Raw genomic sequence first — 13986 nt, forward strand, 5'->3', positions numbered from 1 at the left:
CTCGTCCTCACTGGAATTGCTTTAATGTATCTTCAAAAACCTTTTCGGTCATCCTAACAGACTTTTCCCAAGAATAATTATTAAGAACCATCTTTCTGCCAGTGGCACCCATCATGTCAGTAAGTTCTTTATCGTCCAAAAGTTTCTTCATTACATCGCCAATCACTTCGGGATCTCCTGGCGAAACTAGAAGACCTGTTTCACCATCCCTGATTACATATTTTATACCGCCCACGGCCGAACCTATTACCGGTGTACCACAGGCATTCGCCTCTATGAGTACCATTCCAAAACCTTCTTGAATTGTTGTTGAGGGAAGTACTAAAATTTCAGCTTCCCTGTAAAGGTTAATAAGGATCTCCTCCTCAACGAATCCCGTGAATATTACTCTATCAATAATTCCAAGTTTTTTACATTTTTCCAGATAATATGGAATCATATCTCCTTTACCAACCATGACCAGATAAGAGTCCGTATCTTTATAAATTTCTTTAAAGGCCCTTAGGAGTGTGTTAACACCCTTGTGTGCCGTAGATTTATTCATAACTCCGACAAAAAGTATTATGTCTCTATTTTCAGGTATCCCATATTTCTCTCTTATCGATATTAACGGAACCCTGTTATATTTTTCCAAATCTACACCCGGTGGTACCCACTCCATTTTATGTTGAAATTTTCTTAAAAGTGGTGATTCATTGTAGCAATAAGGCGAAGGCGTTATTATTTTGTCAACCATTCTTAAGGTAATTTTATTAAGTGTATGGTTGTAAACTGTGGAAAATAACTTCAAAAAGCCATCTGTATGGACATCATTATGCCATGTGAGCACTGATGGAATTTTACATATCCTACAAGCCATCGTAGCCATGTCTGGAAATAGAGGTAGGTAATAGTTAATATTGCATAAATCAAAATTGTTTCTCCTCATATAATTCACCATTTCTCTGATTCCAGTTAAAGCTACGGGTGTTGTTGAAATTTTGAAGTGATGACTTAATGTATTCACTTCAATTTTATCATGGTTCAAAGGATGCGTTTCTTCGTTACTTGTACATAAAACTGTCACTTCGTGATCTTTTGAAAGACCTTCAGCAATTTTGTACATGTAAAATTCGGCACCACCACCTTCTGGATAAAAGTAAGGGGATACCATTAAAATGTGCATTAATTGCCTCCTAAATATCTTAAGAACATTTTTGCAGAGTAAGTTAATCTTCTTAACTCATCAAGACCGTTCTTTCTAAATATCTGCCTTAAAGCAAGATTAATGTAAGATGGTGAAAGGTAATAACCCTTCAGGATTGAATTAACTTCCTCAGTTATCTCATCTTCACTTAAGTCATTATATTTTATAATGGATTTCTGGTGCCCCTGATCATCAAGGTACTCATTTGGATCATCTGTAACAAGATACCCATTTTCAACACACCATTCATAAAATTCAGTTCCTGGAAATGGAGATGCAACAGAAACCTGAAGAATTTCAGGTTTAATCTCCTTTATGAGCCTCTTTGTGTTTTCAATTGTCTCATGTGTCTCACCAGGAAGGCCTATGATAAAGTCCCCATGAACAAGGAGCCCTGCACGCCTTGCATCAATGGCAAACTGTCTTATCTCATCAACTGTGATGCCCTTTTTTATGTTCCTGAGGATCTCATCATTTCCTGATTCAAAACCTGTTATCAATAGCCTGCAGTTTGCCCTCTTCATTTCCCTCATGGTCTCATAATCAAGTCCGACCCTGGCATTGCATGCCCAAGTTATTTTTAGATCCCTCTCGCGGTACTGGGCGCAGAAATCTCTCACTCTTTTCTTATCAACTGTAAATGTATCATCTTCAAAGAAGACCTCCTTGACCTCTGGAAGGTTCTTTTCAATCCATTCAAGTTCATCAAGGACATTTTCTATGCTTCTAACCCTATATTTGCGGCCCATCAATGTCTGGGGCCATGAACAGAATGTGCAGTGAAATGGGCACCCTCTACCTGTGAATATCTGCACCTCCGGATAAAGAGAACTGCCAAGGAAATAATCCCTGATATTAAGAAACTCCTTATATACCTTTGATACGAATGGAATGCTGTCCAGATCCTCAGAGGAACTCATATCCCTTTCAGGGTTGTGCTGAACTCTGCCGTCGACTACATATGATATTCCCTTCACATGGCTAATGTCATCAGATTCTTCAAGAGCCCCTGCAAGCTCCCTTAGGGTGAAGTCGTATTCATATCTTGTTACGATGTCTATACCATCGCTTGCAAGTATTCTATCTGCAAACTGTGACCCTGGTGGACCTACCAGCACATTTTTGCATTCATAGTGATTCTTTATGAATTCAGCGACTTCAATATCATTATTTAAACTCGGAAAACTGCTATCAATTACAAGGAGGTCGGGTTCGAATTTCTCAATATCCTGAAGGACATCGTTCCTATCCCAGCCCCATGCTGGGGCGTCAACCAGTTTGATTTCATGATCCTCCATTATAACTGCAGCAGCATATGATAACCAGATGGGATAATATAATGTGCCACCACGACCCGTATCCTGCCACCGCATTCCACGACCAAAATGTGGGAAGTATGGGGGATTTAAAAGGTAAACCTTCAACTAAAAACACCTCTTATCATTCCAACGCCATAGAGAAATATCCATAGATTGATTAAACTGAAAAATTTCAGTGAACTGCACTCAGAACTTCTTGTATAAAGGATTGAAACAAGAAGTGTGCCCAGTAGATAAGCAATAGCCAGAATTACAAGAAAAGTTAGAAAAATGTTGCTGAATACTGAAAGCACCAGTAAGCCAATTATAGTGACTATCAAAATTACAGGGGCGAAATGGAACCATCTTCCCATTTCCGGATGTAACCTGGTTGACTGCATCCTACCAAGCCCATAGTTGTATGCCATTTTAATGAACTTCTTCCAGTTGGGCCTCCTGTAATGCTTAACCCTTGCATGGGGCGTGTAAATTATCCTGTAACCCCTTTTCCTTATCCTGTAGTCAAGTTCTTCATCGTCTGTTGTTATGAGGTCATGGTTAAATCCGTTGACCTCCTCAAGAACCTCTTTACGGTACATCACATTACAGGTGGGGTTATGGTGAATCTCCCTTACAGTGTCGCCCTCATAGGCGTACCTCGCACCGGGTCTGCTCAGGAACGATAATGCGAGACCCACGCATCTGGCGAATGGAACATCATCTTCTGGCGTTAAATTGGGGCCTCCAACTGCAGCCACATCCACATCAAAGGGTTCAGATAACCTTAGAAGCCAGTCCCTCTCAACAACACAATCAGCATCTGTGAATGCTATAAAGTCACCCTTAGCTCTTCTGAAACCTATATCACGGGCCTTTGACACACCAACACCATCTGTTTCAATGTACTGGTAATTGAAGGACCAGTTCCTATTCTTAACAAGTTCTGCTGTATTATCGGTTGACCCGTCGTTCACTATGACAACTTCAAATAGTTCCCCTGGATAATCCAGTTCCTCCATTGCAGAAAGACACCTCTCAAGGATGTCTGCCTCATTCCTCATCGGTACAACAACTGAGATCCTTTTCAACTTAACACCTATTGAATTGAGCGTCTGAGGAACTTCCTCTTAAGCATGTACTCTATGTGTCTCCAGCCGTCCTTGAAGGAGTGGAGTTTGGCCTCCCCACCCCTCTGCCTGTAGGGTATGGGTATCTGGCTGATCCTCAGGCCCTTCTCAGATGCTTCGATGACCATTTCGATTGCAAATTCCATCCCAGGTGCCTTAAGGTTGAGCCTCTCAAGGGCCTCCCTGGTGAAGGCCCTCATCCCACAGTGGGTGTCCCTCACATTGTTCCTGAAGAGTATGTTGAGCATCCTTGAGAGTGCCGGGTTCCCTATGTACCTGTGAAGGGCTGGCATGGCGCCATCCTCCATCATACCATTCATACGGTCCCCGATGACAAAGTCATAGCCCTTCTCTATCTCAGCGATGAAGTCAGGTATCATCTCAAATGGGTATGTGAGGTCGGCGTCCCCCATAACCAGTATGTCTCCCCTGGCCTCCCTGAAGCCCCGAAGATATGCGTTGCCGTAGCCCCTCTTCTCCTCCCTTACAACCCTTGCACCTGCAGATGCAGCTTCAAGTGCCGTGTTATCGGTGGAAGCGTTATCAACCACAAGCACCTCCACATCGTATCCCCTGATTTCAAGTTCATCCACAGGGACGGACTTAACTGTTCTGCCGACAACCCCCTCCTCATTGAGGGCAGGTATTACTACTGATATCAACATGACAACACCATTATTACAAGTGTGAATAATTTTTCTATAATATGGCCATTTCCATTATAAAAAGTTTTTTGGAAGCCTCCTTCTTTTATATGGAGTGCCATCCAAAATAATAATGGGGGGATTTCATGAAAAAACTTTTTATCCTGATTCCTGGCCTAATTTTCATCCTTGCATGCAGCCCGTCCCATGCGGTGGATAACACCACAGGCTGCAACGGGACACCTGACCACCTGAACCGCTCATACTACCTGGACAATTACCAGGAACTCCTCAAGGGGGCTGTTAAAAATAACACGAGGATAAGGAACCACCTCTATACACGCTACACCTCAACAGGTGATAGGAGGTACTACCAGGCATACGTAGATGCAGGTTACGCCGTTAAAGTCTTCTCAGGCATCAAGAGTAAGAGGGCCCTGAGGAGCGATGATAAGATCATCGAGATCAAGACAATACAGGCCAATAATGCCTACTACTCCCGGAAACTTTCACCATCAGATACGATAGTGATTGTATTCAGCAGCAGGGCCTGCCAGTTCAGGAACATGCCTGTACCCGAGTTCAAAAGCAACCTGCCCTTCGTCTACTACAGGAAGAGGGGATGGCACATTTACCCTGTAACCACATCCAACCTTGCAGGTGGCTGCAGGAACACCACAGACTTCCTTGAAGTGCTGGATGAGCAGAAACTCACGGTAAGCTTCAGGACATACAGGGGTATGCGCTACGCGGTATTCCCCATGTACTTTGACTATCATGGCTCAGGTACCGGCTGGCTTGACAGCTTCGCCCAGGGAAACCTTGCAGGCCACTACGCCAGGGCATACAACCTCACAGGTAAGAGGGAGTACCTTGACATCTCAAATTCCCTCATAAACAGTTTTTATGCCCCAACAAACCTTGTGAAAACCACGAAATACGGTAACTTCTACCTCCACTACAACTTCCTGAGGGAACACTACATCCTCAACGCCCACCTAATCTGCACATTGGGAATCAACAACGCCTGCAGGTACACAGGAAACTCAAGAGCACTTAACCTATTCAGAACTGGCATTTCAACCTTCAGGAGGATGAACTGGAGGTTCGACAGTGGGCGATGGACATATTATGCCGTGAGCGGCAGGTACTACAGGCCCACCTGGCTAGCCAGCGAGGGCTACCACAGACTCCACGTACAGCTTGCAAACAGGGTCTGGAAGGCAACAGGGGACAGCTACTACCGCAGCATTGCCCTGAGGTGGAACAGTTACCTCAAAAGGAAGGGACTCAGACCCGAGAGGATCTGAAGTGATCCAGAAGAAAAAAACCACCTATAACCTCATGAGGAACTCCTTCAGCCTCCTCTGGAGTCCCAGAGGCAGGTATGGTGTGGAAAACCCCAGGGAGGTCCAAACCACCGGGACCCTGTGTTTTTTCATTATGGCCCCCATTGTGGTGTAGTATTCAGGGGACATTGAGTAACCCGGTGACCTGTGGTAGGCCTCCACAGGGACCGCGTAGATACTGTAACCCTTCTTCTTAAGGGCGAGGCACCGTTCAACCGCATAGAGGTGCCAGTGGCTGCAGGTCTCCTCATCAAAGGGATACCTACTCCAGACCCCTGATGGTAGGGCGAAGAGGCACTCGTCAACGGTCTGAACCCTCACCGGAGCCTCGATTCTCCTACCAACATCCGCCGGTGGGTCACCCTGTTTCATGCTGGAGAACAACCTGAAGGGACCGGCCACTCCAGCAGCACCCACCACACCTGCATCCTCCAGCGAAGATGTATATGAGGCCATCCGTCTGATGGCTTCGGGTTTTACGTGCACATCCTGGTGGGCGAATATGAGGGTGTCGCCTGTGGCCATCTCCGCACCATGGTTGAGGGCCCCTGCAGCGGAACTGAATCTATGGGTGGTGTTATCAAGGAGTATGAGTTCATAATCGTCCCCTTCACGGAGGTCCCTGAGGAGGAACCTCCTGAGGGTTTCTCTATCATTGTAGACACATATTACTGATATCATCCACTAGAAATATGGTTTCCCAAAAAATAAATGTTTTTTCAGGCCGGGAACCTGTCCCGTGTTGCGTTGGCTATCCTCACAAGTGTGAGCATAACCGGGACCTCCACCAGGACCCCAACCACGGTGGCGAGGGCCGCCCCTGACTGGAGGCCGAAGAGTGATATTGCCACCGCAACTGCAAGTTCAAAGAAGTTGCTTGCACCTATGAGGGCCGCCGGTGCAGCCACCGCATGCCTCAGACTCCAGATGCGGGCCCAGAGGTAGGCAACCGTGAAGATCAGGAAGGTCTGCAGTATGAGGGGCACCGCAATCAGGCCGATGTGGAGGGGGTTCTCGATTATGACTCCCCCCTGGAATGAGAATATTATGATGAGGGTGAGGAGGAGTCCTATGATTGTTATCTTCTCGAATTTCCCCAGGAACCTCTGGAAGTACTCCGGCCCCCTTGAGGTGATGAGCCTCCTCCTTGTGAGGTAGCCTGCAAGTAGCGGTACCACCACGAAGAGGACCACTGAGAGTATGAGGGTGTCGTAGGGTACCTGGATGTTACCTATCCCCAGGAGGAAGGCCACTATTGGGGCGTAGGCGAAGAGGAGTATTATGTCGTTCACCGCCACCTGCACCAGTGTGTAGGCAGGGTCACCCCGTGTGAGGCTGCTCCAGACGAATACCATTGCCGTGCATGGGGCTGCCCCCAGGAGCACCGCCCCTGCAAGGTATTCCCTGCCGAGTTCAGGTGGTATCAGATTTGAGAAAACTCCGAGGAGGAAGAATGATGCCACGATGTACATGGTGAATGGCTTTATGAGCCAGTTGGTCCCGCAGGTAACAGTGAGCCCCCTGAGTTCCCTGGTGGCCCGTATTATGCTTGAGAAGTCTATCCTGAGCATCATGGGGTATATCATTAGCCATATGAGCACCGCCACAGGAAGGGATACCTGGGCGTACTGTAACCTGTTGAGGAGGGCCGGGAAGGCTGGTATGAAGTGTCCCAGTCCCACCCCTGTGATTATGCATAGTATCACCCAGACCGTGAGGTACCTTTCGAATATTCCCATCTCTTCACTTTCCATGATATCACCGCTTACATATCAGTAAATCCAGATATGTTGATTTATTATTAGTAGTTTTCCCTGAAGCGGAAAGGTTTTTATGAATTAAAAACATGAATGTAATTATTAAGTGTTTATGGTGGTAAATTTGAGACTCAATGTTAATAGAAATGGTGAACCACTATTGAAGTGGCTGAACAGTAAGCTGAATGTTTTAAGCTCCGTACTCGGGATACTTGTGGGTGCAGTTGCCGGGACACTCACCGCTGTAATCCTCGGCGGTGCCCTCATGGGCGGATCCGTGGACCCCATATTCTTTGTATTCATTGTAGCCTTTGTCTTCCTCTTTGTGGAATCCTTCGTTGCGGGTCTGGGGGCTGAAACCTACAGTGAATCCCTGGTGAACTCGGGGTTCCTGGTACTCATCTACCTCACCATCGGTGCGGTGGGGCTCATGGTAACAACCACTGGTGGCATGATGGCACTCATGGCAATATCACAGATATTCCCTGACACCGGAGGGGACATGACAGGTGCAGCAGAGCCCATGGGACTGGCATCTGAACCCACATACGCACCAGCCGACTACCTCCAGCTCATATCAGGTATACTCATGGTCATTTCACTGATACTTGCAGCATTCGTGGGGGGCCTCCTGGCGGTCTACATCAGGAAGAAAAATAGGAGAGTTTATTTAATGAAAAAATAGAATTTTAGGACTTAAAATTTATTATTTTTTTATTGATTAAGAGTAGCAACACCCCTTAATGTTGTGAAAAAATTTTGTTCACATCCAAAAATCAAGCTATTGATTTAAGAGCGCTTAATTGAAAACACAAATTATTCTCCTATAATAACTTAACTAGTTACTTGACTTTTCATGAATTTTAGATAATTACAAACTGCTTATATTTATAAATTAAAGGCAACGATTAGATAGTAGATAATTAATTTAAAGTGGTGGCCATAGTAGCAATAAGATTAAGGATGGTGCAATAATGCAGAGGATTTTTTTAAGCCGTTTAATGAGTAGGAAAAGTCCAATATGGTTAATTTATTATGGATTTATGGGTCTCATAAAGGTTTTTAGGTCCGCAAATAACCCTTTTAGAACTCTTATATTTCTCCTAGGATTCTTTGAGGAATTCGAATTGGATTTAAGGTATATAGGCAAAATAAATGTTTCAAAAGAGGATATCGACAATAACTTTGTACAAACACTTATAAGTGCCTGTTCTAATGATTTAAACTGTTCTCAGCAAACTAGATTAAGATCTATAATCACTCAAAGATTTGACAACATTATAGAAGTCGATGGCATAAAAATAAAAAATACTATGCCCCTTTTTATATTAATCGAAATATTTGTTCTCGAGGATTATAAATTTCATGAGCTTGACAGAGGGGATGTTGTGATTGATCTAGGTGCCTCGGTTGGTGATAGCAGTCTCTATCTTGCCAAAGAAGGTTATGTGGTTTATGCCTTCGAACCTCTTCCACAGATATTCGAAATTGGAAGAGAAAACATAAAAATGAACCCTCAATTAGCCTCAAAAATAAATTACATTAACAAGGCTGTCTCATGTAAAAAAGGAGTCCTCAAGATGGGATATGATGGAGTAGAAAAAAGCCATTATAGCTCTCTTTATACTGAAAAAAACAAAATGGTTTCAGTGGACACAATAACAATTGATGAAATAGTATCAAAAATTAATTCAAAGCCAAAGGGTCTTAAAGTGGACTGTGAAGGTTGCGAATATGAAATTATGGATAATTTAGATCTTTCAGGATTTCGTGAAATTATAATCGAATATCATCCACAGCCAAAAAATAGAGATCCACGAGAAATTGTGGATAAACTCAGATCAGAAGGGTTTACTATTAAGTTAAGAGGTAATCATAGTATCGGGTTGATACATGCGCGTAGAACGTGAATATACTATTAAGTTTCTTTTTTATCTTTAAGAATAGATTTATGTAAACGCAATAGGTTATCATTTTTTACAGACTTTGGAGGGATACTGGTTAGCTGGTAATTAGTTTTATTATAAAAAGTATTTTTATAAAAAGTCAGTCCCCGTACCTCCTGAGCCTCCCTATGAATAGCCTTGCCCAGAGGTAGGCTATGAGGCTCCCCCCGATGTCACCTGCAACCACACCCCACCAGACACCAACCTCACCGAATCCCAGGATCACACCGAGGAGGTAGGCGAATACCGCCACCAGGAGAACCTGCCTTATAGCCGAGAGTGCGAGGGATGTGAGCCCCCTCCCGGCCCCCTGGAAGATGGAACCTGACATTATACCCGGTGGTAGGAAGAGGTAGAAGAGGCAGATAACCCTCAGGAACAGGGTTATCCTTGGTGCCAGGTCCGCAGAGGCCTGGGAGTACGAGAATACCCATGAGATCCAGGGGGCAAGTACGAATGTGAGGAGTGCCGTGGCAGCGGCTATCACAAGCCCCAGCCTTATGGAGTAACCGTGGACCACCTCAAGGTTTCTGAAGTTCCTTGAACCATAGGCAACCCCTGAGACACTCACAAGGGCCGTTGCAACCGATATCACCGGCACGATGGCCAGCATGACTATCCTCCACCCCGCCGAGTACACCGCAACTGCACTGGTACCCCCGACGGCTGTGAGTATCCCGTTGAGTACCGCGGTTACCAGGGACATGACAAAGAACTCTGCACTGGCAGGTAATGTCACAGAGAGTATTGAGAGGGCAACCCCACGGTCGGGTCTGAAGTGCTTCATCCCGATGGAGGTGTAGGTCCCCCCACCCAGGAACCAGTAGAGTACAACTACTGAAACCGCAAACTGGGATATCACCGTGGCCCAGGCCGCACCTGCTATACCCCAACCTGCAGTGTATATGAGGAGGGGGTCGAGGACCATGTTGAGGACCGCTGAGAGGCCCATGGCATACATTGGCCTCTTCGCATCACCCTCAGATCTGAGTATCCCGTAGGCGGCCCCTGTGAAGAGTGTGAATATGGTACCAGCGAATACCACGCTACCGTACTGGAACGCTGGTTTGAGGGCCTCCCCTGCCCCCAGGGAGAGGAGTATGTCGCCGAGGAGGAGTTCAAGGACAACTGTGATCACAACTGAAGCAGCTGCTGTTATTATGACCGTGTGGGTTGCGCTGTTGTTGACGCCCTCGGTGTCACCTGCACCAAGGTACCTTGAGACCGATGATGCCGCCCCGGCTCCGAGGCCATTGGATAGCCCCACGAGTACCATGTAGAGGGGTGTCACGAACCCTATGGCTGCCAGTGCCTCTCCACCGAGGCCAGCCACCCATACCGCGTCCACAAGGTTGTAGATGGATGTGAGGAGCATCGCGATTATCATCGGCCCTGAGAGTTTCAGGAGGGCCCTCCTCGGGTCCCCCCTCATTATCTTAACGCCCTCTGTCATCTTCCACGCCCCTTATCTTCATTGCATCCTCTGCGAGTCTCCTGCACAATTCCATTAGGGTATCCCTCTCCTCATCTGTGAGGTTCTCAAATAGGAGGTCAGTCCACCTGTCCTCAACCTCCCTTATGAGGGGTATCAGTTCCTCCCCCTGAGCTGTGAGGCTCAGCATGTACCTCCTCCTGTTTCGGGGGTCCTGTTTTCTCATGATGAGTCCCCGCTCCTCCAGGCGCCTTGTGATCCTGGCTATGGTGCCCTTGTCCACCTGGAAGAACCAGGAGAGTTCATCCTGTGTAGCACCCGGTTGCCTGTGGATCCTGAAGAGGCAGGCCACCTGGGCGTCTGTGAGTTTCAGGCTGGATAACTCCCTTGCCACAAATACGCGGTGGCTTCTGAGTATTATGGATAGGAGCCCCCTGAAGGGTATGTCGCTGTCGATCATCACTTCATCCCCAGTGTTCTGATACTGAAGTTATCTGGATGGCACCATATAAATGTTGTCATGGCAACTGTTGCAGCTGCAACATAAATGTATATTAAGCCATCAAGTCATATCAAATAATGCAGAAATAGTTATCTGTGAACTGCAGGTGAGATCTGATGACCTCAGTTAAACTTGAGCTTCCAGTAAAGATTGAAAAAGAGGGAAACCTGTTCGTGGCGATATGTGAGCCCTTCAACATAGCCAGTCAGGGCAGCAGCAAAGAAATTGCTCTTGAGAACATTCGGGAGGCGCTTGAACTCTTCCTTAGCGACGAGGATGTTCTTGAAATGTATCAGGACCTTATAAGCAGTTACACTGTACCTGAAAAAGAGGAACATGTGAGCGTTAAGATAGATGGCTGGCAAAAAAGGAAAACTGTCAGGAGTGAAGCTCTGTAAGATCCTCCAGAAAGAGGGATTTACGTATTCTGGAGGAAAGGGTAGTCATGTGAAACTCAAAAAGATAGATGAAAATGGGAAGAAACTCATTGTGATCATACCTCTTCATGATGAAATCGCCCCCGGAACCCTGAAATCAATTCTTAAACAGGCTGAGCTCACATATCCAGAATTCATGAAGCTCATGAATTCCAGAAAAAGAACATGAATGTCTATTTCTCAGAACCATGAAAAACCTGAATCCTGAAACCCTCCACCTCAACAGGTCTGCTGGCCTCAAGCAGCCCATGAGCTCATCCGGCCTGTAGAGGATGCTGTACTTAATATGGGCCGCCACATCCTCAGGGAGGTGCTCTATGAACTTGTTCTTAAACATCCTGTCAAGCCTGTCATGGAGCCTGAGGGGGAAGTCCTCCTCAGAGATGATGGATGGGATCTCCTTCAGAGTGGAAGCCACATCATCATAGTCGACCTTTGCCCTGAAGCGCGCCGCGAAGGCGTCATCTGTGATGCTGTATGCATCATGCTCCATCCTGAATATATCTGAGATGAGGCCGTTAACCCTCTCCCCTCCAAAGGTGTGGATCTCCACATCAGAACCGACACTCACAGGGATAACATCCCTGGTTAAACCTGCGGCAGAGGCCCTTGCCATCGCAGATAGGACCCTCTCCCTTGATGCGTCATCCAGCCACCTGAGGAGGTCCCGGTTGAAGTTTCCAAGGAGGATGTCGTAGGCGTGCCTTGCAACCTCAAAGCTCACCGGGGCACCGCCACCACTCCAGTCAGGTATACTGGCATTCCTTGAGCAGGGCTTAACCTTAACTATGAATTTTTCATGGTCTATATCCCTCACAATCCAGTTTTCACCACCAAGCACAAATCCCCTGCCCTCCTCAAGGTATTTTACAGCGAAGAATGCGTCAAGGGTTCCTATGGTCTTTGTTCCGTGCTTAACAGTGAAATCATAGGTGGGGTAGAACACAGAGTAGAACTCAAGGAAGTTCATCTTACCGAAGACCTTCTCAAAGTTGAAGCCATGGTAGAGGTAGCTTCCATGTTTCCTTATAAAGTCACTCTCACCCATGAAGTCAAGTAGGTGCCTGAAGTCCCCTTGACTTATATCAGAGAACACATGGGCCCTCCCAAGGCCCCTGTATATCTCTGCGGGCCCCGGTTTTTCAATCTCAAACACCGAGCTCAGGATCTGGTGGAAGTATATGTCAAGGGGCCTTCCGGGTATCCTGAGCATCTCAAGTTTACCTGAAAGTGCCAGTGAGACAACCGAGAGGGCGAGGAGCACCTCACCCTCATGGAATATGATGGTCCTCTGGTTGCCGCTCCTCCTGCCGCTCCGCCCGGTCCTCTGGAGGAACTGGTTCACGGTTGTTGGGCTCCGCAGGTGCACCACCACGTCGATGTCACCCACATCTATACCAAGCTCCAGTGTACTGGTGCTCACCATGAAGGCCGCTGAGATGGATTTGAATTTCTCCTCTGCCTCCTCCCTTGACTCCCTGTTCAGGGAGGAGTGGTGTATGAAGACGTCCACATCCAGACACCTTCTTATGATGTTGTAGTACTTCTCAGCCTCCCTCCGTGATGGGACGAAGATGAGGACCTTCCTGCCGGTTAACCTCCTTAAAACATCAACGACCCCCGCCTCTCCACCAGAGAATATCCTGTACTGGAGTCTCCTATCAGAGTTCTCCTTTACAACAACCCCCGAGGGGCTCATCCACTCAAGGACATCTTCGGGGTTTCCAACCGTTGCAGAGAGCCCTATCCTCTGGGGCCTCACAGCAGTGTACCTCTCAAGCCTTGCAAGGAGGGAGTTCAGCTGGACACCCCTGTCTGACTCTATGAAGTAGTGGATCTCATCCACTATGATGTAGCGGAGGTTCCTGAAGATCCTCTCCCTCTCATCCCGGCTCCTGTTCACCATGATGACCTCAAGGGACTCTGGTGTTATGAGGAGGATGTCCGCGGGGTTCCTGATGAACCTCCGCTTGGTGTCCGGCGGGACATCCCCGTGCCACTTCATGACCTCAAGGTTGAAGTGGTTGCCCCAGTACTCCAGTCTGCTGTGCATGTCATTTATGAGTGCCTTGAGGGGTGAGACATAGAGCAGGCTGACCGGTGGGAGGCCCTCTGTGAGTATGGAGTTGAAGACGGGTATCATGGCGGCCTCGGTCTTACCAGAGGCTGTGGGTGCAACTATGAGGGTGTCCTCCCCCCTACCTATGGCTTCAAGGGCGGATTTCTGCACGTCCCTCAGCCTCCTCCAGCCGAGCCTGTTGGCGAGGAAGTGCCTGAGGCGGGGGTTGAGTGATTCGGAGGACATCAG

General features: G+C 47.1%; 14 protein-coding genes. 5 read left to right on the forward strand and 9 right to left on the reverse strand.

Features of this window, described 5'->3' with window-relative positions:
- Nucleotides 1-7: 7 nt before the first annotated feature.
- The 4 genes from QFX30_RS01175 to QFX30_RS01190 are packed head-to-tail and all read right to left on the reverse strand — an operon-like array spanning nt 8 to nt 4276.
- A complete protein-coding gene (locus tag QFX30_RS01175; RefSeq protein WP_300487034.1) occupies nt 8-1165 on the reverse strand; it encodes a glycosyltransferase family 4 protein in 1158 nt (385 codons plus the stop codon).
- Complete coding sequence (locus tag QFX30_RS01180; RefSeq protein ID WP_300487036.1) at nt 1165-2610, reverse strand: radical SAM protein; 1446 nt, start codon at nt 2608-2610, stop codon at nt 1165-1167. Before QFX30_RS01180 ends, QFX30_RS01175 begins: the two co-directional genes overlap by 1 nt.
- Complete coding sequence (locus tag QFX30_RS01185) at nt 2607-3572, reverse strand: glycosyltransferase (protein WP_300487038.1); 966 nt, start codon at nt 3570-3572, stop codon at nt 2607-2609. Before QFX30_RS01185 ends, QFX30_RS01180 begins: the two co-directional genes overlap by 4 nt.
- Before the next feature lie 8 nt (nt 3573-3580).
- Nucleotides 3581-4276 (reverse strand): glycosyltransferase family 2 protein, encoded by a 696-nt coding sequence (locus QFX30_RS01190; RefSeq protein WP_300487040.1) that lies wholly within the window; start codon nt 4274-4276, stop codon nt 3581-3583.
- A gap of 125 nt (nt 4277-4401) precedes the next feature.
- On the opposite strand from QFX30_RS01190, the gene QFX30_RS01195 reads away from it, so the two are divergent.
- Nucleotides 4402-5565 carry a D-glucuronyl C5-epimerase family protein gene (locus QFX30_RS01195; RefSeq protein ID WP_300487042.1) on the forward strand — a complete coding sequence of 388 codons (1164 nt, stop codon included), beginning with the start codon at nt 4402-4404 and terminating at the stop codon, nt 5563-5565.
- Nucleotides 5566-5589: 24 nt separating this feature from the next.
- Here QFX30_RS01195 and QFX30_RS01200 read toward each other — a convergent pair whose 3' ends face one another.
- Nucleotides 5590-6285, reverse strand: a complete 696-nt coding sequence (locus QFX30_RS01200) for a glycosyltransferase (protein ID WP_300487044.1) — start codon at nt 6283-6285, stop codon at nt 5590-5592.
- A 38-nt stretch (nt 6286-6323) separates the two neighbouring features.
- Entirely contained in the window at nt 6324-7358 is a 1035-nt protein-coding gene (arsB, locus tag QFX30_RS01205; protein ID WP_300487046.1) for an ACR3 family arsenite efflux transporter, read from the reverse strand.
- 163 nt (nt 7359-7521) lie between these two features.
- Here arsB and QFX30_RS01210 point away from each other — a divergent pair, with 163 nt between their 5' ends.
- Both QFX30_RS01210 and QFX30_RS01215 read left to right on the forward strand, forming a co-directional pair.
- A complete protein-coding gene (locus tag QFX30_RS01210) occupies nt 7522-8046 on the forward strand; it encodes a hypothetical protein (RefSeq protein WP_300487049.1) in 525 nt (174 codons plus the stop codon).
- A 289-nt stretch (nt 8047-8335) separates the two neighbouring features.
- Nucleotides 8336-9271, forward strand: coding sequence for an FkbM family methyltransferase (locus QFX30_RS01215; protein ID WP_300487052.1), 936 nt, complete (start codon nt 8336-8338; stop codon nt 9269-9271).
- 136 nt (nt 9272-9407) lie between these two features.
- Here QFX30_RS01215 and QFX30_RS01220 read toward each other — a convergent pair whose 3' ends face one another.
- Together QFX30_RS01220 and QFX30_RS01225 are read right to left on the reverse strand one after the other, a co-directional pair.
- On the reverse strand, nt 9408-10760 hold the full coding sequence (locus QFX30_RS01220; RefSeq protein WP_300487055.1) for an MATE family efflux transporter: 1353 nt from the start codon (nt 10758-10760) through the stop codon (nt 9408-9410).
- Complete coding sequence (locus QFX30_RS01225; protein WP_300487059.1) at nt 10744-11199, reverse strand: MarR family transcriptional regulator; 456 nt, start codon at nt 11197-11199, stop codon at nt 10744-10746. The genes QFX30_RS01220 and QFX30_RS01225 overlap by 17 nt, the downstream gene beginning before the upstream one ends.
- A gap of 158 nt (nt 11200-11357) precedes the next feature.
- Here QFX30_RS01225 and QFX30_RS01230 point away from each other — a divergent pair, with 158 nt between their 5' ends.
- Both QFX30_RS01230 and QFX30_RS09045 read left to right on the forward strand, forming a co-directional pair.
- Nucleotides 11358-11639, forward strand: a complete 282-nt coding sequence (locus tag QFX30_RS01230; RefSeq protein ID WP_300478114.1) for a type II toxin-antitoxin system HicB family antitoxin — start codon at nt 11358-11360, stop codon at nt 11637-11639.
- Nucleotides 11596-11847, forward strand: a complete 252-nt coding sequence (locus QFX30_RS09045) for a type II toxin-antitoxin system HicA family toxin (RefSeq protein ID WP_048175218.1) — start codon at nt 11596-11598, stop codon at nt 11845-11847. Before QFX30_RS01230 ends, QFX30_RS09045 begins: the two co-directional genes overlap by 44 nt.
- On the opposite strand, the gene QFX30_RS01235 is transcribed toward QFX30_RS09045, so the two are convergent.
- Nucleotides 11776-13983 carry a DEAD/DEAH box helicase gene (locus tag QFX30_RS01235; protein ID WP_300487062.1) on the reverse strand — a complete coding sequence of 736 codons (2208 nt, stop codon included), beginning with the start codon at nt 13981-13983 and terminating at the stop codon, nt 11776-11778. The genes QFX30_RS09045 and QFX30_RS01235 overlap by 72 nt on opposite strands.
- Nucleotides 13984-13986 lie beyond the last annotated feature (3 nt).

Origin of the sequence: Methanothermobacter sp., assembly GCF_030055435.1 — an archaeon.
GTDB lineage: Archaea > Methanobacteriota > Methanobacteria > Methanobacteriales > Methanothermobacteraceae > Methanothermobacter.